At 71.4% G+C, this 20758-nt stretch carries 14 protein-coding genes; 12 read left to right on the top strand and 2 right to left on the bottom strand.

Annotation, left to right across the window (positions count from 1 at the left end; all coding sequences use genetic code 11):
• Positions 1–12 precede the first annotated feature (12 nt).
• Positions 13–984, bottom strand: a complete 972-nt coding sequence (locus tag ACIA5G_RS13840) for a GlxA family transcriptional regulator (RefSeq protein WP_395923179.1) — start codon at positions 982–984, stop codon at positions 13–15.
• A 149-nt stretch (positions 985–1133) separates the two neighbouring features.
• Here ACIA5G_RS13840 and ACIA5G_RS13835 point away from each other — a divergent pair, with 149 nt between their 5' ends.
• The 12 genes from ACIA5G_RS13835 (at position 1134) to ACIA5G_RS13780 (ending at position 19722) form a co-directional block, all read left to right on the top strand.
• Complete coding sequence (locus ACIA5G_RS13835; RefSeq protein WP_395923177.1) at positions 1134–1772, top strand: HD domain-containing protein; 639 nt, start codon at positions 1134–1136, stop codon at positions 1770–1772.
• Between the two features lie 10 nt (positions 1773–1782).
• Positions 1783–3030 (top strand): MFS transporter, encoded by a 1248-nt coding sequence (locus tag ACIA5G_RS13830; protein ID WP_395923175.1) that lies wholly within the window; start codon positions 1783–1785, stop codon positions 3028–3030.
• Entirely contained in the window at positions 2976–3899 is a 924-nt protein-coding gene (locus ACIA5G_RS13825) for an NADP-dependent oxidoreductase (protein WP_395923173.1), read from the top strand. The genes ACIA5G_RS13830 and ACIA5G_RS13825 overlap by 55 nt, the downstream gene beginning before the upstream one ends.
• Before the next feature lie 204 nt (positions 3900–4103).
• Positions 4104–4829 carry a (Fe-S)-binding protein gene (locus ACIA5G_RS13820; RefSeq protein ID WP_395923171.1) on the top strand — a complete coding sequence of 242 codons (726 nt, stop codon included), beginning with the start codon at positions 4104–4106 and terminating at the stop codon, positions 4827–4829.
• A gap of 17 nt (positions 4830–4846) precedes the next feature.
• The gene (locus ACIA5G_RS13815; RefSeq protein ID WP_395923520.1) at positions 4847–6298 is read left to right on the top strand and encodes a lactate utilization protein B; all 1452 of its coding nucleotides are present in this window, start codon (positions 4847–4849) and stop codon (positions 6296–6298) included.
• The gene (locus ACIA5G_RS13810; protein WP_395923170.1) at positions 6295–6873 is read left to right on the top strand and encodes a lactate utilization protein C; all 579 of its coding nucleotides are present in this window, start codon (positions 6295–6297) and stop codon (positions 6871–6873) included. The genes ACIA5G_RS13815 and ACIA5G_RS13810 overlap by 4 nt, the downstream gene beginning before the upstream one ends.
• An 18-nt stretch (positions 6874–6891) precedes the next feature.
• Positions 6892–7089, top strand: coding sequence for a LuxR C-terminal-related transcriptional regulator (locus ACIA5G_RS13805; protein WP_395923519.1), 198 nt, complete (start codon positions 6892–6894; stop codon positions 7087–7089).
• Positions 7090–7216: 127 nt separating this feature from the next.
• Positions 7217–10405 carry a family 78 glycoside hydrolase catalytic domain gene (locus ACIA5G_RS13800; protein ID WP_395923169.1) on the top strand — a complete coding sequence of 1063 codons (3189 nt, stop codon included), beginning with the start codon at positions 7217–7219 and terminating at the stop codon, positions 10403–10405.
• A gap of 11 nt (positions 10406–10416) precedes the next feature.
• Positions 10417–13758: a glycosylhydrolase-like jelly roll fold domain-containing protein gene (locus ACIA5G_RS13795; protein WP_395923168.1), complete on the top strand. Its 3342-nt coding sequence runs from the start codon at positions 10417–10419 to the stop codon at positions 13756–13758.
• Positions 13755–16670, top strand: coding sequence for a glycosyl hydrolase (locus ACIA5G_RS13790; protein WP_395923167.1), 2916 nt, complete (start codon positions 13755–13757; stop codon positions 16668–16670). The genes ACIA5G_RS13795 and ACIA5G_RS13790 overlap by 4 nt, the downstream gene beginning before the upstream one ends.
• Positions 16667–19093 carry a beta-L-arabinofuranosidase domain-containing protein gene (locus tag ACIA5G_RS13785; RefSeq protein WP_395923165.1) on the top strand — a complete coding sequence of 809 codons (2427 nt, stop codon included), beginning with the start codon at positions 16667–16669 and terminating at the stop codon, positions 19091–19093. Before ACIA5G_RS13790 ends, ACIA5G_RS13785 begins: the two co-directional genes overlap by 4 nt.
• Positions 19090–19722, top strand: a complete 633-nt coding sequence (locus ACIA5G_RS13780; RefSeq protein WP_395923164.1) for a hypothetical protein — start codon at positions 19090–19092, stop codon at positions 19720–19722. The genes ACIA5G_RS13785 and ACIA5G_RS13780 overlap by 4 nt, the downstream gene beginning before the upstream one ends.
• Here ACIA5G_RS13780 and ACIA5G_RS13775 read toward each other — a convergent pair.
• Entirely contained in the window at positions 19712–20719 is a 1008-nt protein-coding gene (locus ACIA5G_RS13775; RefSeq protein WP_395923162.1) for an NAD-dependent epimerase/dehydratase family protein, read from the bottom strand. The two genes, ACIA5G_RS13780 and ACIA5G_RS13775, sit on opposite strands and share 11 nt — an antisense overlap.
• Positions 20720–20758 lie beyond the last annotated feature (39 nt).

The raw sequence follows: 20758 nt of genomic DNA, 5'->3' as shown, positions 1-20758 counted from the left end.
GCGAACGGGCCCTCACCCGGCGTTGACCCGGCGTGCGGTGCTGAACCGGCGCTGGTAGGCCGCCGGGCTGATGGACAGTTTCCGCGCGAACACCCGCCGCAGGCTCTCGTAGCCGGGGAACCCGGCGAGCGCCGCCGCCCGGGTCGCGTTGTGGCCCTGGTCGAGCAGGGCCCGGGCCAGGTCGAAGCGGATGTTCTCCACGTACCGCGCCGGTGTGGTGGACAGTTCGTCGTGGAAGAGCCGGGTGAGCTGCCGCGTGCTCACGTTGAGGTGCTTCGCGAGTGACGTGAGCGAGTGGTCTGCCGAGGGGTTCGCCGTCACCAGGTCGGTGATCGTCCGCAGGGCCGGGGACCGGGGCGGCGGTCCTTGCAACGGCGCCGAGAACTGCGACTGCCCACCCGACCGCTGCAGGTAGACCACCAGGGTGCGGGCGACGTTGCGGGTCAGCTCGGGGCCGTGGTCCTCCTCTACGAGAGCGAGCGCGAGGTCGATGCCCGCGGTCACCCCCGCCGAGGTGTACGTCGTGCCGTCGCGGACGTAGATCGCGTCGGGTTCGACGCGGCACGTCGGGCACCGGGCCGCGAGCTCGTGGGTGACCTTCCAGTGTGTGGTCGCGCGCTTGCCGTCGAGCAGGCCGGCGGCGGCGAGGAGGAACGCTCCCGTGCAGATCGACGCGACGCGCCCGGCCCCGGCGGCCGGCACCCGCACCGCTTCCGCGAGGTCCCGGGGGATGGGTGTGCTCGGGTAGCGGTCGGCGCCGGGCACGAGGTAGGTGCCCGGCGCGGCCCCGGCGGACACGGCGCCGTCGACGGTGATCCGGAAGCCGAGGTTCGACCGGACGTCTCCGCCGGTCGGGGACAGCAGCAAAATCCGGTAGGCGGCGCCGAACCGGTTCGCCTCCTTGAACACCTCGGCCGGACCCGCGACGTCCAGCAGGGTCACTCCGTCGTAGACGAAGAAGGCGACGTCGTGGGGCACGGGCACTGCTCATTGGTAGCACGCCGTCACCGGGAACGCAGCTGGTCCGGATCCGAGGGGTTCCTGGCCGGACGAAGGCGGCACTGGGCGGGTTCCCGACGGCAGCATGGAAGACGGACACCCAGTCCGGCCACCACGAACGGAAAGCGGAAGTCATGTCAGAGTTCATCGCGGGGGTGGAGGTTCCCGGGACGGCGGCCGTCGCCGAAGCGACCCGGCTCCTCCAGGAGACGACCAGCCCCCTCATCTACCACCATTCCCGCCGGGTCTACTTCTTCAGCCGGCTCCACGCGCACCGCCTCGGCGTGGAACCGGATCCCGAACTGCTGTACCTGGTCGCGATGTTCCACGACGCCGGTCTCCTGACCCCCTTCTCCGACGTGGAGCAGCGGTTCGAGGTCGACGGCGCCGACCACGGCCGCAAGTTCCTGCTCGAGCACGGGTTCTCGAAGGCGGCCGCCGAGACCGTGTGGACGGCGATCGCGCTGCACACGACACCGGGAATTCCGGGCCGGATGGGCCCGGAGATCGCCACCACCCATTTCGGCGTGCTGACCGACGTCCTCGGTTTCGGCCTGGACCGGCTGGACTCCGCGCAGGTGGAAGAAGTCCTCGCCGTGCACCCGCGGGGGGATTTCAAGAACGAGTTCCTGCACGCCTACTTCGACGGGCTGAAGAACCGCCCGGAGACCACCAACGGGACCGTGAACTCCGACGTCCTCGAGCACTTCGTGCCCGGTTTCCGGCGCACCACCACGGTCGAGCGCATCGTCGGCTCGGCCTGGCCGAGCTGACGGCGCCCCGATGGACCAGCGGTTCGGCCGCGGTGCCGCCTTCGGCCTGCTCGTCGTGGTCACCGTGCTGCTGATGGCGTCGACGAGCGCGCCTTCGCCGATCTACCCGCTGTACCTGCGACGGTGGGGCTTCTCCGTGACGATGCTGACCGTGGTCTTCGCGGTCTACGTCGCCGGGCTGGTCGCCGCCCTGCTGACGGCGGGATCGCTGAGCGACCACCTCGGGCGCCGGCCGGTGCTGGCCGGTTCCCTGCTGGTGGCCGCGGCCGGCACGGCGGTCTTCTGGACGGCCGGCGGGGTCGGCTCGCTCGTGCTCGCCCGGGTCGTGCAGGGCCTCGCCACCGGGACGGCGACCGGCGCCCTGGCCGCCGGGCTGGTCGAGCTCTCCCCGGCGGACCGTCCGCACCGGGGACCGATGGCGACCGCCGTGGGCACGAGCTTCGGGCTGGCCGCCGGGGGCGGGGTGACCGGGGTGCTCGGCCAGGCCGGCCCGCGTCCCGACGCGGTGGTCTTCCCGGTGCTCACGGGCGCTTTTGTGGTGCTGGCCGCGCTGGTCCTGGTGATCCCGGAGACGGTGGTCCGGCGCGCCGTAACGCCGGCGGCGCTGCGCCCGAGGATCCGGGTTTCCCGCGAGACGCGGCCGGAGTTCTTCGCCGCCGTGCCCGCCATCGTCGCGGGGTGGTCGGTCACCGGCTTGTTCCTCGCCCTCGCACCGTCGCTGGTGCGTGACGTCCTGCACGTGCGGTTCGCCGCCGCCGGCGGCCTCTTCATCGCGGTCCTGTTCCTCGCCAACAGCGCGGGCGGGCTGTGGGCGGCGCGGCACCCGGCTCGCGTCGCCACCCTGCGCGGAGCGGCCCTGCTGACCCTCGGCGCGGCCGTGCTGGCCGCTGCCCTGGTGTTCGGCGCTCCGGCTGCCTTTCTCGGCGGATCGATCATCGCCGGGCTGGGTGTCGGCCTGACGTTCACCGGAACGCTGCGCGGCATCAGCGGCGCCACCACGGCGAGGACCCGGTCGGAAGTCTTCTCCGCCGCCTACGTCGTCAGCTACGCGGCGCTGAGCCTCCCGTCGCTCGCCGCCGGGCTGGCGGCTCCGTCGTGGGGGCTGGAAACCACGAGTTACGTCTACCTCGCCTTCGTCGGAGTGCTGTCGCTGAGCGCGGCCCTCCACGCGTCCCGGCGAACCACATCCGGAAAGGAACTGCCATGCGAGCCATCACCATCCAGGACCGCGCCGCCGGTATCGGCGGACTCACCCTGACCGACCTGCCCTACCCGCACGCCGCCGAGAACGACGTCATCGTGCGGGTCCACGCCGCCGGCTTCACCCCCGGGGAGCTCGACTGGCCCGCCACCTGGACCGACCGCACCGGCCGCGACCGCACGCCCAGCGTGCCCGGGCACGAGCTGTCCGGTGTGGTGGTCGAGCTCGGCTACGGCACCACGGGCCTCACCGTGGGCCAGCGGGTGTTCGGCCTCTCCGACTGGGCCCGCAACGGCTCGCTGGCCGAATACACCGCCGTGGAGGCGCGCAACCTCGCCCCGCTCGCGGCCGACATCGACCACACCGTCGCCGCCGCGCTGCCGATCTCCGGGCTGACGGCGTGGCAGGGACTGTTCGACCACGCGGGGCTCACCACCGGCCAGACCGTGCTGATCCACGGCGCCGCCGGTGGTGTCGGGTCGATCGCCGTCCAGCTCGCCCGGGAGGCCGGTGCCCAGGTCATCGGCACCGGCCGGGCCGGGGACCGCGACGTCGTGCTGGACCTCGGCGCGCAGTCGTTCCTGGACCTGGCCGCCGACCCGTGGGACGGCATCGGCGAGGTCGACGTGGTCCTCGACGTCGTCGGTGGTGACGTCCTCGAGCGGTCCACCGCGCTGGTGCGGCCGGGCGGCACCCTCGTGACGATCGCGGCGCCGCCTGCGGTGCAGCCGGCGAACGGGCGCGCCGTCTTCTTCGTGGTCGAACCCGACCGTGCGCGGCTGGCGGACCTGGCCCGGCGGGTGCGGGACGGCCGGCTGAAGCCCCTCGTGGGCGCGGTGCGCCCGCTCGCCGAGACGGCCGAGGCATTCACCCGTCGCCGGCGCGTCCCCGGCAAGACGATCATCCAGGTGCACGGCGCCGAGTGATGTTGAAACGTGACAATCCAGATCGGTCAAGAGAGGAGGCGGATCGACTCCGGGTTTTCCCACTTCGTTGACTTCGCCTTCCGTCGCATAGTAGCGTCACCGCGCTGAGGTTATGAAACCTTTCAATCCGGAGGTCGCGATGGTGCGGCACGCCGCGGGCGGGGCAGCCACCGAAGTCCGCCTGAGCGCGACGGGAGTGGTGGCGTGAAGGTCGCCGTGCTGGTCACCTGCATCAACGACGCGCTGTTCCCCGACACCGGCAAGTCGGTGTTCCGGCTGCTGCGCCGGCTCGGTGTCGAAGCGGACTTCCCGGCCGGGCAGACCTGCTGCGCGCAGCCGATGGTCAACACCGGCTACCTCGACGAAGCCGTGCCCGTGGTGCGGTCGTTCGTGGCCGCCTTCGAGGGGTACGACGCGATCGTCACGCCGTCCGGCTCGTGCGCGGGCTCCGTCCGTCACCAGCACTCCATCGTCGCGCGCCGGGCCGGGGATCCCCGGCTGGCCGAGGGCGCGCCGAAGGTCTACGAGCTGAGCGAGTTCCTCGTCGACGTGCTCGGCGTGACCGATGTGGACGCCTACTTCCCGCACCGCGCCACCTACCACCCGACCTGCCACTCCCTGCGGATGCTCGGGGTCGGCGACAAGCCGCTGCGGCTGCTGCGCAACGTCCGCGGGCTGGACCTCGTCGAGCTGCCCGCCGCCGAGGAGTGCTGCGGATTCGGCGGCACCTTCGCGGTGAAGAACGCCGAGACGTCGACGGCCATGGGTGCGGACAAGGCCCGGCACGTGCGTGACACCGGCGCCGAAGTGCTGGTGGCGGGGGACAACTCGTGCCTGCTGCACATCGGCGGCCTGCTCTCGCGGGAACGCAGCGGTGTGCGCGTGATGCACCTGGCCGACGTCCTCGCCTCGACCGAGGAGGACGCGTGACCGCCACGTTCGTCGGCATGCCCGCTTTTCCCGAGGCGGCCGGGAAAGCGCTTGCCGACACCCAGCTGCGCCGCAACCTCGCGCACGCCACCGGCACGATCCGCGCCAAGCGCGCGGCCGTCGTCGGCGAGGTCGACGAGTGGGAGGAGCTGCGGCTGGCCGGCGCGGCGATCAAGGACAACACCCTGCGCAGGCTCGACGAGCACCTGCTGCAGCTGGAGGAGTCGCTGCAGGCGCGCGGTGCGACCGTGCACTGGGCGCGCGACGCGGCGGAGGCGTGCGAGATCGTCGCGAAGATCGCGCACGCACACGGTGTTGACGAGGTCGTCAAGGTCAAGTCGATGGCCACGCAGGAGATCGGGCTCAACGAGGCACTCGCCGCGCACGGCGTCACGGCGTGGGAGACCGACCTCGCGGAGCTGATCGTGCAGCTCGGTGACGACCTGCCGAGCCACATCCTGGTGCCCGCGATCCACCGCAACCGCGCCGAAATCCGCGAGATCTTCCGCCGGAGCATGGGGGACGCGGGGCGTCCTGCGCCGCCGGGGCTGTCGGACGAGCCCGCCGAGCTGGCCGCCGCCGCGCGGCTGCACCTGCGCGAGAAGTTCCTGCGGGCGCGGATGGCCGTGTCCGGCGCGAACTTCGCCGTCGCCGACAGCGGCACGCTGGTGGTCGTCGAGTCCGAGGGCAACGGCCGGATGTGCCTGACGCTGCCGGAGGTGCTGGTCTCCGTCGTCGGCATCGAGAAGATCGTGCCGACGTGGTCCGATTTGGACGTCTTCCTGCAGCTGCTGCCGCGCTCCAGCACGGGGGAGCGGATGAACCCGTACACCTCGACGTGGTCCGGGGTCACCCCCGGCGACGGGCCGCAGGAGCTGCACGTGGTGCTGCTGGACAACGGCCGCACCCGCGCGCTGGCCGACGAGGTCGGGCGCCAGGCGCTGCGCTGCATCCGCTGCTCGGCGTGCCTCAACGTCTGCCCGGTGTACGAGCGGACCGGCGGCCACGCCTACGGCTCCGTCTACCCGGGACCGATCGGCGCGATCCTGAACCCGCTGCTGAAAGGCGTCGGTGTGGACGAGCAGACCGACTCGCTGCCGTACGCCTCCAGCCTGTGCGGCGCGTGTTTCGACGCCTGCCCGGTGCGCATCGACATCCCCGAGGTCCTCGTCCACCTGCGCGCCAAGGTGGTCGACGCGCACCGCGCAGGTGCGCCGAAACCCGAAGCGGTGGCGATGAAGTCCGCGGCTTGGCTGCTGTCGGACGCGCGACGTCTCGGGCTGGCCGAACGCGGCTTGGGGGCCGCCCATTCCGTCCTGACCCGCTTCGGCCGCCGGGTGCTGCCGGGTGGCCGCCGAGCACTGGGCCGGCTGCCCTGGCCGGGTTCATTGTGGACGAACGCCCGTGACCTGCCCGCGCCGCCGCGCGAGTCGTTCCGGGCGTGGTGGCGCAAGGGAGGCCGGCCGTGAGCGCGCGGGACGAGATCCTGGCCGCGGTGCGGGGAGCGCTGCGGGAAGCGGACCGGACGGAGGCGCCGGTGCCGCGGGGCTACCGGTCCGTCGCACCGCCGGACATCGTGGACCTGTTCGCCGAGCGGGTGGTCGACTACCGCGCGGCGCTGACGCGCTGCACGGCGGCCGAGCTTCCCGAAGTCATCCGGGAAGCCCTTGGCCCCGCGAGGAAAGTCCTGGTGCCGGAAGGCTTCCCGATCGAGGTTGAAGGAGCAGCCGACGCCGCCGATCTGGACTCCTTCGACGCGGTGGTCACCACGGCGGCGCTGGGCATCGCGACCACCGGCACGCTGGTGCTGGACCACGGCCCCGGCCAGGGGCGGCGCGCGCTGAGCCTGGTGCCGGACGTGCACGTCTGCGTGCTGCGGGAGGACCGGATCGTGCCGGGTGTGCCGCAGGCCGTGGCGGCGCTCGACCCGGCGCGGCCACAGACCTGGATCAGCGGTCCGAGCGCGACCAGCGACATCGAGCTGACCCGGGTGGAGGGCGTGCACGGGCCCAGAACCCTGCACGTCATCGTCGTCGCGGCATGAGGAGGGGCGGTGGGACCGGTGAACGCTCCGCTCGACCGCGAGGACCTCGACCTGCTCGCGCTGCTCGCCGAAGGGCTGTCGGTGGAGACCATCGCGCGGCGGCTGGACCTGTCCGACCGCACGGTCCGCCGTCGCCTGCGGTCCATTTGCGACCGGCTCGGTCTGGTGGCCCCCATTCAGGCCGTGGTGTGGGCCGCCCGCCGCGGGCTGGTCTGAGGCCACCGATGTCCGGTTCCGGACACTTTTCTTGTCCCCCAAGTGAAACCGACGTACCGTCGGCCGAGAATTGAAACGATTCATCGTCGAATCCAGGCCGTCCCCACCGGCCGCCCCAGGAGCTGCTGTGCGCCACAGACCCCGCTGTCTCGTCGCCCTCGTCTCACTGTTCCTCGCCGGCACCGCCGTCCCCGCCGCGGCTGAGACCGGAAGTCACCTCTTCGGCGCCACCGACCTCCGCGCGAACCACCTCGACCGTCCACTCGGGACGGACGACACCACGCCGGAGCTGAGCTGGCAGACCGTCGCCCGGGACCAGACGGCGTACGAAGTCCAGGCCGCCACCTCGGAAGCGCGGCTGGCTCGCCCGGACCTCTGGGACACCGGCCGCGTCCCCGGCGTCACGACCGAGCTCGACTACGCCGGCCGCGCGATCGGCAGTCGTCAGCGCGTGTACTGGCGGGTCCGCGTCTGGTCCGGCCGGACACCGTCGGCGTGGAGCCCGCCCACCTGGTTCGAAACCGGCCTCACGCAGCAAACGGACTGGTCCGCCGGCTGGGTGGCGAACCGCCAGTGGCAGCTCGGCGCCAAGCCCGCCCAGCCCGTGGTCGTCACGCTCCCGAAGCAGTCCGCGCAGTACGTGAAGCTCGACGTCACCAAGCTCGGCCTGCCGCTGGCCGAACAGCCCCTCGACAGCCAGAACCGCATGGTCACCACCGGCGACACCCGCCGCTTCCCCGACCTGACCCACCGGCTGCAGCTGGCCGAGCTGCAGGTGCGCGACTCGGTCGACCCGGGCGTGAACTTCGCCGGCGGACGCCAGAAGTTCGTCACCGCCTCGGAGACCCAGACCGTCCGCAAGGAGTGGGAGCCCGGCCTGATCGCCGACGGCCTGACCACGTCCAACCCCGAGGACGCGGGCAACGCCGGTTACCAGAGCGCCGCGCACACCAGCGCCGACGCCGACGTCTGGCTCACCGTCGACCTCGGCGCCGCGCACACCTTCGACCAGGTCGTGCTCTACCCGCGCACCGACACCCTGACCGCCGACGGCAAAACCGCGAACTTCCCGGTCGACTACACCGTGCAGACCGCCACCGACGCCGCCGGGCCGTTCACCGTCGCCAAGACCGTCACGAACCAGCCGGCCCCCGCGACCTGGCTGCCGCCCGCATTGCCGGTGTTCGCGAAGGACTTCTCCGTGCGCGGCCGCGTCGCCGGCGCCCGGCTGTACGTCAGCGGCCTCGGCGTTTACGTGCCCAGCCTCAACGGCGCTCGAGTGGGTGACGCTGTGCTGGAGCCCGGCAACAGCGACTACGCCGACCGCGTCACCTACGCCGCTTACGACGTGACGAACCAGGTGCGCAGCGGGGCGAACACGATCGGCATCACGGTCGGCAACGGCACCGCGGACGCCCTGCACACCTCCGGCCGCTACCGGAAGTTCGCGCGCACGGCAAGTGAGCCGCAAGTTGTCGCGCAGCTGGAGTTAACGCTAACAGACGGGTCCGTGCAGCGGATCGGCACCGATTCCAGCTGGCGCACGACGCTCGGCGCCACCACCGTGTCCCAGTGGTACGGCGGTGAGGACTACGACGCCCGCCGTGAGATCCCCGGCTGGGACCGGCCCGGCGCCGACCGCCGGACCTGGTCGCCGGTGGTGCCCGCGACGAGCACGGCGAAGCTGACCGCCCGCCAGACCGAACCCGTCCGGGTGGTGGAACAGCTGGCGGGCAAGGAGATCTCGCGGCCCGCGCCCGGCATCCGCGTCTACGACGTCGGCCGGAACATCGCCGGGCTCCCGCAGGTGACGCTCACCGCGCCGGCGGGCACGGCGCTCCGCGTGTACCCGGCGGAAGCGTTGCGGGACGGGCACGTGGACCAATCCATCAGCAACGTCGGCACGCCGATCTGGGACAGCTTCACCGGCAAGGGCGGCAAGCAGACCTGGCACCCCGACTTCACCTACCACGGCTTCCGCTACCTCGAGGTGGTCGGCGTGCCGGACAACGCCCAGCTGTCGGTCACCGGCCTGCGCACGATGGCGGACAACGCTTCCGCCGGCGACTTCGGCTCCTCGGACGCGACCCTCGACGGCATCCACCGGCTGACCCGGGCCGCCGTCGAGAACAACATGCAGAGCATCCTCACCGATTGCCCGAGCCGCGAGAAGCTCGGCTGGCTGGAGCAGGACCACCTCGCGTTCGACACGATCGCCCGCAACTACGACGTCGAGGCCTACCTCGGCAAGATCGTCCAGGACATGGCCGACGGCCAGGAGGCGAGCGGCCTGGTGCCCAGCACCGTGCCGGACTACGTGACCCTCGCCGGCTCATACCGCGACGACCCGAACTGGGGAGGCGCGGTGGTCCAGGTGCCGCTCAAGGCGTACCAGACCTACGGTGACCAGGAGCTGCTCAGCCGGTACTACCCGGCGATGCAGCGTTACCTCGGCTACCTGACGGGCCAGACGACGCGGTGGGTCGACGGCGTTTACGACTACGGCCTCGGCGACTGGATCACCACCGAGTCGCCGGTGATGCCGCGGGCGATCGTCAGCTCGTTCGGCGTCTGGGCGGTCGCCGACGGCCTCGCGAAGGTGGCGACGGCCCTCGGCCAGGACGCCACGCCTTACCGGGCCCAGGCCGACGCGCTGGCCAAGGCCGTCTGGACGAAGTACTTCAACCCCGCCAACGGGTTGTTCGGTGGCGGCGGTCAAGGCGCGACAGCTCTGGCCCTCGACATGGGCGCGGTGCCGGCCGAGCTGCGGGCCGGGCAGACCCAGCACCTGGTGGACATCATCGAGGCGGCGGGCTGGCACCTGGTGATGGGGGAGATCTCGTTCCCCTCGGTGCTGCGGGTGCTGTCGAACGCGGGCCGCGACGACGTCGTCTACCGGATCGCCACCCAGACCACCAGCCCCAGCCTGGGCCACCAGGTGCAGGCCGGGCTGACCGCGCTCGGCGAGACCTGGGACGGCGGCAGCGGCCAGTCGCAGGACCACTTCATACTCGGCGCGGTGGACGGCTGGCTGACCACCCGGCTGACCGGCATCGGGCAGGCCGCGGGCTCGGTGGGCTTCCGCAACCTGGTGATCGACCCGGCGGTGGTCGGCGACCTGAAGTCCGCGTCCGGCAGCTACGAAAGCCCGTACGGCCGGATCAGCACGTCGTGGACGAAGTCCGATCGTGAGTACCGGCTGTCCGTCACCGTCCCGCCCGGCAGCACGGCCGACGTGCACCTGCCGCAGGGCGACGCCGTCTTCCGCGTCGGCTCGGGCACGCACACCTTCCGGCAACCCATTCCGCGCGGCTGAAGGGGAATCCCATGCGCAGAACACTGACGTCCCTGGTGATCGCGGCGGCCACGGCGCTGAGCGTGGCCACTCCGGCCACCGCCGAGCACAACCGTGGCCCGGCCGCGACGACCAACCTCGCCCGCTTCGACCCGGCCGCCTTCGCGAACCCGCCGAAGGACAGCAGCCCGGCGATCTACTGGTACTGGAACAACACCATCACCAGCGAGATCACCGACAAGCAGATGGCCGAGATGCGCGCCAAGGGCGTGTACGAGGCGGTCATCTTCCCGCTCGGCGGCGACTCGATGAAACCGGTGTTCCTCAGCGAGGACTGGTTCACGCTCGTCGGGCACGTGCTGCGCGAGGCGCAGCGCACCGGTATGAAGATGTGGTTGTTCAACGACAACAACTTCCCGAGCGGCCGCGGTGCGAACTACGTCGTCAACGGCGGCACCCTCGGCACCCGTACCATCCCGGCTCGCCCGGACCTGCGGCTGAAGGGTCTGCTGCGCTCGACGCGGATCGTCGACGGGCCGTCGACGTTGCCGCTCGCCGAGACGTCGGGGCTCAGCGTGGACACCGGAAAGCTGGTGGTCGATCCGGCCACTCGGCCGGGCATGGCGCCGCTCACGCCGGGGGCCGGCTGGACCGACTACACCGTGAGTGGCAAGGTCACGCTGACCGCAGGCGGCGTCCAGCTGGCGGTGCGCTCGGACGGCACCCACGGTTACCTCGTGGACGTCGACGCCAAGGGCGCGGCCAGTGTGTACAAAGTGGACGGTGCGAACCGGACGCGGCTGACCACGGGCGTCAACACCCCGGGCTTCACCCCGACCCACGTGCAGACGATCAACGTCACGGTCTCCGGCACCACGATCACCCCGAAGATCAACAACACCGTGCAGCCCGCCGCGACCGATGCGAGCTTCCCGACGGGTGCGGCAGCGGTGTCGGCCGAGGGCACGCAGCGCTCGCTGTGGGACGACCTGACCGTCACCGCACCGGATGCCACCAAGCTGTGGACGTCGACCTTCGACAACGCCAACGCACTTGCGGACTTCCCGCAGAACCGGGTGAACCTCGCCGGCGTCACGGCTGCGGCAGCCCGACCGGTCGGCACGAACGCCGCGGTGGAACTGAAGGGCAGCACCTGGCAGGTGCCCGCGGGCCGGTGGCAGGTCGACGTCTACTCGCAGGTCCTGCTGCAGGACGACTCCAGCGGCTACACCCGCGGTTACCTCGACCTGCTCGACCCGAACGCAACGGACGCCTTCCTCAGCATCGCGCCCGAGGAGTACGCGCGCCGCTTCCCGTGGGCGATGGGCACGGTGGTACCGGGGTTCTGGGACGACGAGCCGTTCATCGCCTCCGCGCAGCCGCACCCGTTCAAGCGCCTGCCGTCGTCTCCCGGGCTCGCCGACGCCGTCCGTGCGGCCGGCGGCACTCCCGGCGTCGCCTACACCGCGGCGGCGGACGGCCTCGACACCGTCGCCGACCAGGCCGCCGGGACGTACTGGCGAGCCGTGGACAACCTGTTTTCCACCAGCTACTACAAGCGCGAAGCCGACTGGATGGCCAAGCACGGCCTGAAGCTGATCTCCAACCCGCTGCTCGACGAGCAGAGCCCGCAGCAGCGGATGAACTCGACCGGCGACCTGTCGAAGGACAACCAGTGGGCGCAGGTGCCCGGCAGTGACATGATCACCACCGACTACACCGCCGGCCAGCAGACCACCCTCGGTCGCAACGCTGCCTCCGCCGCGCACCAGAGCGGGGCGCCGCGGACACTGATGGAGACCTTCGGCAACGCGGGCTGGCAGGTGGCGCCGGACTACATGCACGCCACCGTCGGCGCGCTGGCCACCCGCGGTGTCAACCTCACCTTCCTGCACGCGATGTACACCGATGAGACGTCGGTGACGTTCGCGCCGCCGTTCGGGCCGCGCAGCACGTTCTGGGAGGACATGCCGGACGTCGACGCGTGGATCGGCCGGGTGATGGAGCTGGGCCGCGGGGAGAACCTCGCGAAGACCGCCCTGGTCCAGCCGCAGCGGGCCGCTGAGCAGACCCGGGTGGCCGACGCGTCGCACCAGCTCGACAAGGACTTCTCCGACACGGCGTACGCGCTGGAACGCGGCCAGGTCGACTTCGACCTGTTGAGCGACTCGTCGCTGTCCGGTGACCCGGCGGCGCGCTTCCAGGCCGTCTCGCGCGGCGGGATCTTGCAGGTCGGCCAGGCGGACTACCAGCTCGCGGTGCTGCCGCGCACGCCGGTGCTCGACCTCGCGACCGTGCGGTCGCTGGCGAAGTTCGTCCAGACCGGTGGACACGTCATCGCCGTCGGCGCACTGCCGACGCGGGAGGCGACCGGTCGCGACGCCGACCTGGCGCGAGAGCTGCGTTCGCTCTTCGGTGGTGCGGGCGCTTCGTGGGCCCGGCGTGGCGCCGGTGCGGTCGCTTTGGTGACCGACGTGAACACGATCGCGGGGCTGGCGCAGAACGCCGGGTACGGTGCGGCTCGGCTGCAGCCCGCGGCGGACGCGGTCCGGGTGCAGCGCACCGGCCGTGGTGCCGACACCGCGTTCCTGCTGAACAACGAAAGGGACGCGGTGGTCACCACCACGGTGACCTTCCCGGTCGACGGCACCCCCGAGATCTGGGACCCGCGCACCGGCACGGCCAAGGTCGCCACGGCATACACGAGCGGACGCAGCACCACCGGCGTTCCGGTCACGCTCCAGCCGTACGAGACCCTGGGTGTGGTGTTCCGCAAGGGCGTCCGCGACACCGCGCACCTGACCGACGGCACGCTGCCCGCGACCTCGGTCTCCGCTGCCGGGCGGGACATGCTGGCCGCGGTGACCGCGACGGCGCCCGGCAGCTACCCCCTCACCGGGCAGGCGAACGGCCGCACCTACCGGGGCACCGTTCGTGTCACCGATCCCTTGGCGCCGATCGCGCTGAACGGACCCTGGACGGTGCGGCTGGAGCAGGACGGCGCCGTCGCCACCGAACGCCCGCTCGGCTCGTGGACCACCTTCGCACCGACGTTCTCCGGCAGCGCCGTCTACACCACGACGGTGACACTCACGCCGGCCGACCTCGCGAAACGCAAGCTCGTGCTCGACCTCGGTGAGGTGCACGACCTCGCCACGGCAACGGTGAACGGCACCGAACTGCCCGTCGCGCTCTGGCATCCGTACACAGTGGACGCCACGAAGGCCCTGCACGCCGGTGTCAACACGATCAGCGTGCGTGTCACCAACACCCTGGCCAACTCGCGCAACAAGATCCTGGCGTCCGGCCTCGTCGGCCCGGTCGTGCTGCGCCCGCAGGCCGCCATTACCGCCCGGCTGGAGGCCACCCGATGACAGTCAGCAGACGCACGGTTCTCACGGTTGGCGCCGCCCTCGGCGTGGGCGCCACCCTCTCGTGGGCCCCGCCTGCCCTCGCCACGTCCGGGAAGCCGTTCCTGAAGCAGTTCGCGAAGCCGGACGCCTCGACGGCCGCCAAGTTCCGCTGGTGGTGGCCGCACGGCTTGGTCGACCTCGGCGAGATCGCCCGTGAGGTGGACCAGATCGCCGACGCCGGCTTCGGCGGTGTGGAGATCCAGGACGTCCACCACAGCGTCCAGACCGTGATGGATCCGGAGCACCACGGTTGGGGCACACCCGCGTGGCTCGCGGCGGTGGAAACGGCGTTGCGCCGGGCGAAGGCGCGCGGCCTGACCGTCGACCTCGCGATGGGCCCGTGCTGGCCGACCGCGGTCCCGACGATCACGCCCGACGATGTTGCGGCGAGCAAGGAGCTGGCCCACGGCGTTGTCACGGTCAACGGCAGTTACACCGGGCCGCCGCCGGCCGCGGTGGTGCCCGCCGAGGAGGGCGTGGGCAAGCAGGAGCTGATCGCGGTCCAGGCCGCGTTGGTGGTCGGTTCGCCCACCGCGGCCACGGTCACGCTGGACCCGGCGTCGGTGCGCACAGTGGACGTCCACAACGGACAGATCGACTGGACCGCGCCTTCGGGGACCTGGATGCTGTTCGCGTACTGGGCTCGCGGCTCGGCGCAGCAGCCGGAGGCGGGTCCGCACACGACGCCGCTCGCCTACGTCGTCGACCACTTCAGCGCGGCGGGCACTCGCGTCGTCCTGGACGAGTGGAACTCGACGATCCTCACCCGCGCGATCCGGAGCCTGCTCAAGGACGTCGGCGGTGACCTGTTCGAGGACTCCCTGGAGATCGAGACCGACGCGACCATCTGGACGCCGTCCTTCCTCGCCGAGTTCCGGCGGCGAGCGGGCTACGACCTGCTGCCGTACCTGCCGGTCGTGGTGCAACGCAAGGGCAAGTACCTGTTCGCGTTCGACTCCGACACCTCGAACCACGTGCGCGACGACTACAACCAGGTGCTTTCGGACCTCTACCACGAGAACCACCTGATCCCGGTCCGGGACTTCGCGCACCGGCTCGGCATGACGCTGCGCGTCCAGCCGTACGGCCTGCAGACCGACGCCATCCGCAGCGCGGCGCTGCTGGACGTGCCGGAGAGCGAGTCGCTCGGGTTCAAGAACCTCGACGACTACCGGGTCCTGGCCTCCGGCCGCGACATGGGCGGGCGGAAGCTGCTGTCGTGCGAGTCGGCGGCGTACGCGAACGGCGCGTACAACACCACCTGGGACAAGGTGCTGCAGACGATGGGCAGCGTGTTCGCGGGCGGTGTCAACCAGGCCGTGCTGCACGGGTTCGCCTACGCGATGGCGCCCGGCGCGCAGTGGCCCGGGTTCGCGGCTTTCTCGCCCTACAACGGCAACGGCATCGGGTACGCCGAGGCGTGGGGCCCACGCCAGCCGACGTGGGGGCACGTGCCGGACATCGCCGGCTGGTTCGCCCGGACGCAGCTGGTGCTGCGGACCGGGAAGCCGCAGGTCGACATTGCGTTCTTCCGCCAGAAAGGCTGGACGTCCACCGGCATCGGCGCGCCGTGGGCGACCAACGACGGCATCCCGGCCGGGTGGACGCACGGCTTCCTGAGCGAGGCCGTGCTGGATCTGCCCAGCGCGGTCGTCCGGCGTGGTCGGCTGGCGCCGGACGGCCCGGCGTACAAGGCGATGATCCTCGGTGGTGACCAGTTCCACGGCAGCGAGCACACGCTGTCCGTGCCCGCGGCTCAGCGTTTGGTGGACTTCGCGCGCGCGGGCCTGCCGACGATCGTCATCGGCACCTGGACCTCCGATGTCCACGCCGAGGGCATTGCGCAGCCGGGGGAGAACGACCGGCTTCGTGCTCTGATCGCGGAGCTGCTCGCGCAGTCTTCTGTCCGTGTTGTCGCCGACGCCACCGGCATTCCGGCCGCGCTCGCCGAGCTGGGTGTCACGCGCGACGTGGAGCACGACCCGTCGACCGTGATGAGCGTCCACCGCATCGACGGCGACACCGACTATTACTACCTCTGCAACGCCCGGCACGCGGAGAACCGCAAGATCACCGCCGTCACCCAGGATGTGTGGCTCACCGCCCAGAACCGTGATGCCCAGCCTTTTGTGCTCAATGCGTGGACCGGCGAAACCGAACGGCTCGGCGTGTTCACCCGCTCCGGTGCCAAGATCCGGGTGTCCGTGTCGCTGAACCCGGGGCAGTCGGTGATCATCGCGCTCGGCCGCGGTGACCGTGACCCGAGTGCGACTTCGACGGACGCGCCCGAGGTGCGTCACCTCGACGGCAAACTCGTGGTGCGTTCCTCGGTCGCGGGCACGTACTCGACGACGTTGTCGAACGGGCGGATCGCGCGAACTTCGATCGCGGCGCCGCCCGCGCCGATCGCTTTGTCCACTTGGGACCTGGAGGTCGAGGACTGGCAGCCGGGCGCAACACCGACGTCCACGATCAAGCCGAAGCGGCACTTCTCGTTGACCGCGCTCGCGGCGTGGCCGTCGATTCCCGGGTTGGAGGACGTCTCGGGGGTCGGCCACTACCGGACGATCGTCGACCTCGGCCGGTGGGATCGCGGGTTGGGCGCGTACCTGGATCTCGGGGAGGTGTTCGACACCTACCGGGTGCGGGTGAACGGCGCGGCGCTGCCGCCGTCGGACGTGCTGGACACGGTTGTCGACGTCGGGCCGTGGTTGCGGTCCGGGCGCAACACCCTCGAAGTGGAGATCGCCACCACGCTCAACAACCGGCTCCGCGTGAGCCGTCCCGAAGTGTTCGCGATCGCGGCGCGGCAGGCCTACGGGCTGGTCGGCCCGGTGCGCCTGCTGCCGTACCGCCAGGAGGAGATCCGATGAACGTCACCCGGCGCACCGCGCTCAGTCTCGGGGCCGCGCTCGGCCTGGCTGCGGTGGTCCCTTGGGAGGCTTCGGCTGCTACGACGACGCCGGTGCGGCCCATCGCGCTCGGCGGCGTCCGGCTGCTGGAGAGCCGGTACCTGGCGAACATGCGCCGGACCGTGGCGTACCTGAAGTTCGTCGACCTGGACCGGCTGCTGCACACGTTCCGGCTGACCGCCGGCCTGCCGACGTCGGCCGAGCCGTGCGGTGGCTGGGAGGCCCCCGACATCCAGCTGCGCGGGCACACCACCGGCCACCTGCTGTCCGGCCTGGCCCTGGCGGCCGCGAACGCGGGCGATGCCGAGCTGGCCGCGAAGGGCGCCCGGCTGGTGGCCGAGCTGGCGAAGTGCCAGGCGCCGTCCGGCTACCTGTCCGCGTTCCCGGAGTCGGACTTCGTCAACCTCGAAGCCGGGAAGTCGGTATGGGCGCCGTACTACACGATCCACAAGATCCTCGCCGGTCTCCTGGACCAGCACCGGCTGCTGGGCACCGCGGGTGCGCTCGACGTCGCTCGTGGCATCGCCCGCTGGATCGACGGGCGCACGGCACCGCTGTCGCACGACGCCATGCAGAAGGTCCTGCACACCGAGTTCGGCGGGATGAACGAAGCCCTGGCGAACCTCTACGCGATCACCAAGGACCCGCTGCACCTCACGTTGGCCCGCCGCTTCGACCACGACGAGATCTTCACCCCGCTCGCCGCCCGCCAGGACACCCTCGCCGGACGGCACGCCAACACCGACATCGCGAAGATCGTCGGGGCCGCGGCGGAGTACGACGTCACGGGTGAGCAGCGCTACCGCACGATCTCGACGTACTTCTGGGACCAGGTTGTGCACCACCACAGCTACGTCATCGGCGGCAACGCCAACGCGGAGTTCTTCGGCCCGCCGGACCAGATCGTCAGCCAGCTCGGCGAGAACACCTGCGAGAACTGCAACAGCTACAACATGCTCAAGCTCGGCCGCCTGCTGTTCCTGCAGGACCCGAGCCGCACCGAGTACCTCGACCACTACGAGTGGACGCTGCTCAACCAGCTGCTCGGCGAGCAGGACCCGGACTCGGCGCACGGGTTCGTCACCTACTACACCGGCCTGACGCCGGGCACCGAGCGCAAGCCCAAGGAGGGGGTGACCTCCGACCCCGGCACGTACAGCAGCGACTACGGCAACTTCACCTGCGACCACGGGACCGGCCTGGAAACGCACGTCAAGTACGCCGAGAACATCTACTTCACCTCCGGCGACACGCTGTACGTCAACCTGTTCATTCCGTCCACAGTGGACTTCCACGGCGCACGGGTGCGGCTGGAGACCGAGTACCCGTATGACGAGACGGTCCGGCTGCGCGTCGACGGCTCCGGCGAGTTCGCACTGCGCGTCCGGATCCCGTCGTGGGTTTCCCATCCCCGCCTGTCCGTCAACCGCGAGCCGGTGGCCGCGACGGCGGGACGGTTCGCGACGATCCGGCGGCGGTGGCGCAAGGGTGACGTTGTCGAGCTGCACCTGCCGATGACCGCGAAGTGGCTGCCCGCACCGGACAACCCCGCGGTGCGCGCACTCACCTACGGCCCGCTGGTGCTGGCCGCCCGGCACGGCTCGGACGTCCCGCCGGTCATCCCGACGGTGGACCCGCGCACGCTGCGGCGTGAGCCCGGCCGGGCGGAGTTCAGCGTGCGGGCGGGTTCCGAGCGAGTGCGGCTCAGCCCGTTCCTCGACGTGCAGCACGAGCACTACAGCGTCTACTTCGCCGCACCCCCGGACCGCCCGGCGCCGAAGACCGTGGCGGTGTACCCGCTCGGCGCGAGCCTGGCGGAGTCGGCCCATCGCTGGCCGGACGCGGTCCTCGCCGGCGGCGCGACCCCGGGGAAGCGGGGCATCGAGCTGGACGGTGTCACCGGGCACGTGCGGCTGGCCCCGGGCCTGCCGGCGAACCTGACCGAGCTGACGGTGTCGATGTGGGTGCGCCCGGACACGATCGTCAACTCGGCGCGGGTGTTCGACCTCGGGTTCAACCCGCAGTCGTACCTGTTCCTGACCCCGCGCACGGGTCTGGGTGTCGCCCGCTGCGCGATGAAGCTCGGCGGGATGGCGACGGAGGACTTCGTGGACGCCGCCATCCCGCTCCCGGCGGGTGTGTGGACCCATGTCGCGGTCACCGCGGGAGCCGGGTTGCGGGTGTACTTCGACGGTGAGCTCAGCGGCGTGAACCCGGCGCCGTTGATGAGCCCGCTCCTGCTGGGCGCAACCCAGCTGAACTACCTGGGCCGCTCGCAGAACGTGAAGCACCCGTACTTGAAGGGCGCGGTTGCGGACTTCCGGCTGTACGGCCGGGCCCTGGGCGACGCGGAGGTGCGCGCACTGGCGGCGGGGCCGCGGTGAGGGTGGCCGGCTCGCCACCGTATTTCTCGCAGTGGGAATCCCCGGACCTGGTCGGCGCCATCATCCGCGGTGAGGTGCGAGCGGAGGACGATCCCCGGTGGCGTGAGTCCGGCGCCGAGTCACGCGCCGAGTACGCGTTCTGGAGCTGGCGGGCCTGTGGAATGGCTTGCCTCCGCACGGTCCTCGCCGCCCGCCGGGGTACGTCCGCCACCACGATGGGGCTGGGCAAGGAAGTCCTGGCGGCGGGCGGACACCGCTGGCGGCCGGACGGTCTCGACGGCCTGATCTACGCACCGTTCGCCGGCTACCTCCGCGAACGCTGGGACATCGCGGCCGAAGTACGCGCGGACCTGCGCATCGACGAGGTCTGCGACCTCGTCTCCCGAGGCGACTGGGTCATGGCGTCGGTGAACCCGAAGATCCGGCGCCCGGCCGACCACCCGGAGCGCCGGGGCGGGCACCTCGTGCTGGTCCACGGCCTGGCGGGGGACGAACTGGTGCTGCACAACCCTTCGGGCGACGGCGAAGAGAGCCAGGCCGGCGCTCGCGTCGGCAAGAAGGACTTCGCCCGCTTCTACGCCGATCGGGGCGTGGTCTTCCCGCACGGCGAGCAGCGGCTCAGCTCTTGACGGCGTCGTGCTCCAGCAGGCTGTGCGCGCAGTCCAGGACGGTCGTCCGCGCCGGGCGTGGGGACCAGCCGAGCACCTTGCGCGCCTTCTCGGTGCGGTGGCGGTTGCGGCGGCCCAAGCCGGGGAGGATTTCGCGCAGGGAACGGTCGAACAGTGCCGCCGCGCGGACCGCGATGTCCGGTAGCTGCCGGGTCGGGACCTTGCGGCCCGCGTCGCCGAGGCCTTCGCGCAACGTGACGGCGATGTCGTGCATCCAGAGGAACTCGCCGGTCGCGAGGAACCGCTGGCCGGCCGCCTCGGGCGCGGTCATCGCGCGGAGGTGGACGTCGGCCAGGTCGCGGACGTCGACCACCTCGAGGCCGATGCGCGGGGTGCCGGGCACGGCGCCGGTGACGAGCCGGGTGATGATCTGCACCGAGCCGAGGTTGTCCGTGGTCAGGACCGGGCCGAACACCGCGCCGGGCAGGACCGTGGTGAGGGTCATCGGGCCGTCGTAGGTCGCCATGAAGTCCCAGGCGGCGCGCTCGGCGGCGGCCTTCGAGCGGCGGTACGCGGGCAGGCCGGGGGCGGCCGGGTCCGTCCACAGTGTCTCGTCGGTGACACCGTCGGTGGTGTAGGACGCGGGGCTCGCGGCGTTGGCCGCGGAGGTCGTCACGACACGCCGGACCCCGGCCGCGGCGGCGGCCCGCAGGACCCGCAGGGTGCCGTCGCGGGCCGGGACGAGCGGGTCCTTGCCACCCAGCGGCGAGGCGACGTGCAGGACGTACGTGCACCCCGCGACGGCTTCCGCCCAGCCGGCGTCGGACGTCAGGTCCGCCACCGCGAACTCCAAGCTGTCGGCTCGCGGCGACACGGAGGCCACGGCCTGCCGCACGCCGTCGGCCCGGCTCCGGTCGCGCACCGTGGTGCGCACGGTGTACCCCTCGTCCAGCAACCTCGTGATGCACCAGCCGGCCACGTACCCCGTGCCGCCGGTGACCAGGACCGTGTCCGGCATACCGTCACCTCATTCGTTAGCCGGTCGGCTAATGAAACC

This window comes from Amycolatopsis sp. NPDC051758 (genome assembly GCF_044453095.1).
In the GTDB taxonomy this organism is placed as follows: Bacteria; Actinomycetota; Actinomycetes; order Mycobacteriales; family Pseudonocardiaceae; genus Amycolatopsis.
This window is presented reverse-complemented; position numbering and strand designations above follow the sequence as displayed.

Bases quoted from the DNA above. Each gene is read 5' to 3' on its own strand.
- ACIA5G_RS13835 (WP_395923177.1), top strand. From the start codon at position 1,134: ATGTCAGAGTTCATCGCGGGGGTGGAGGTTCCCGGGACGGCGGCCGTC.
- ACIA5G_RS13830 (WP_395923175.1), top strand. From the start codon at position 1,783: ATGGACCAGCGGTTCGGCCGCGGTGCCGCCTTCGGCCTGCTCGTCGTG.
- ACIA5G_RS13825 (WP_395923173.1), top strand. From the start codon at position 2,976: ATGCGAGCCATCACCATCCAGGACCGCGCCGCCGGTATCGGCGGACTC.
- ACIA5G_RS13815 (WP_395923520.1), top strand. From the start codon at position 4,847: ATGCCCGCTTTTCCCGAGGCGGCCGGGAAAGCGCTTGCCGACACCCAG.
- ACIA5G_RS13795 (WP_395923168.1), top strand. From the start codon at position 10,417: ATGCGCAGAACACTGACGTCCCTGGTGATCGCGGCGGCCACGGCGCTG.
- ACIA5G_RS13790 (WP_395923167.1), top strand. From the start codon at position 13,755: ATGACAGTCAGCAGACGCACGGTTCTCACGGTTGGCGCCGCCCTCGGC.
- ACIA5G_RS13785 (WP_395923165.1), top strand. From the start codon at position 16,667: ATGAACGTCACCCGGCGCACCGCGCTCAGTCTCGGGGCCGCGCTCGGC.
- ACIA5G_RS13775 (WP_395923162.1), bottom strand. From the start codon at position 20,719: ATGCCGGACACGGTCCTGGTCACCGGCGGCACGGGGTACGTGGCCGGC.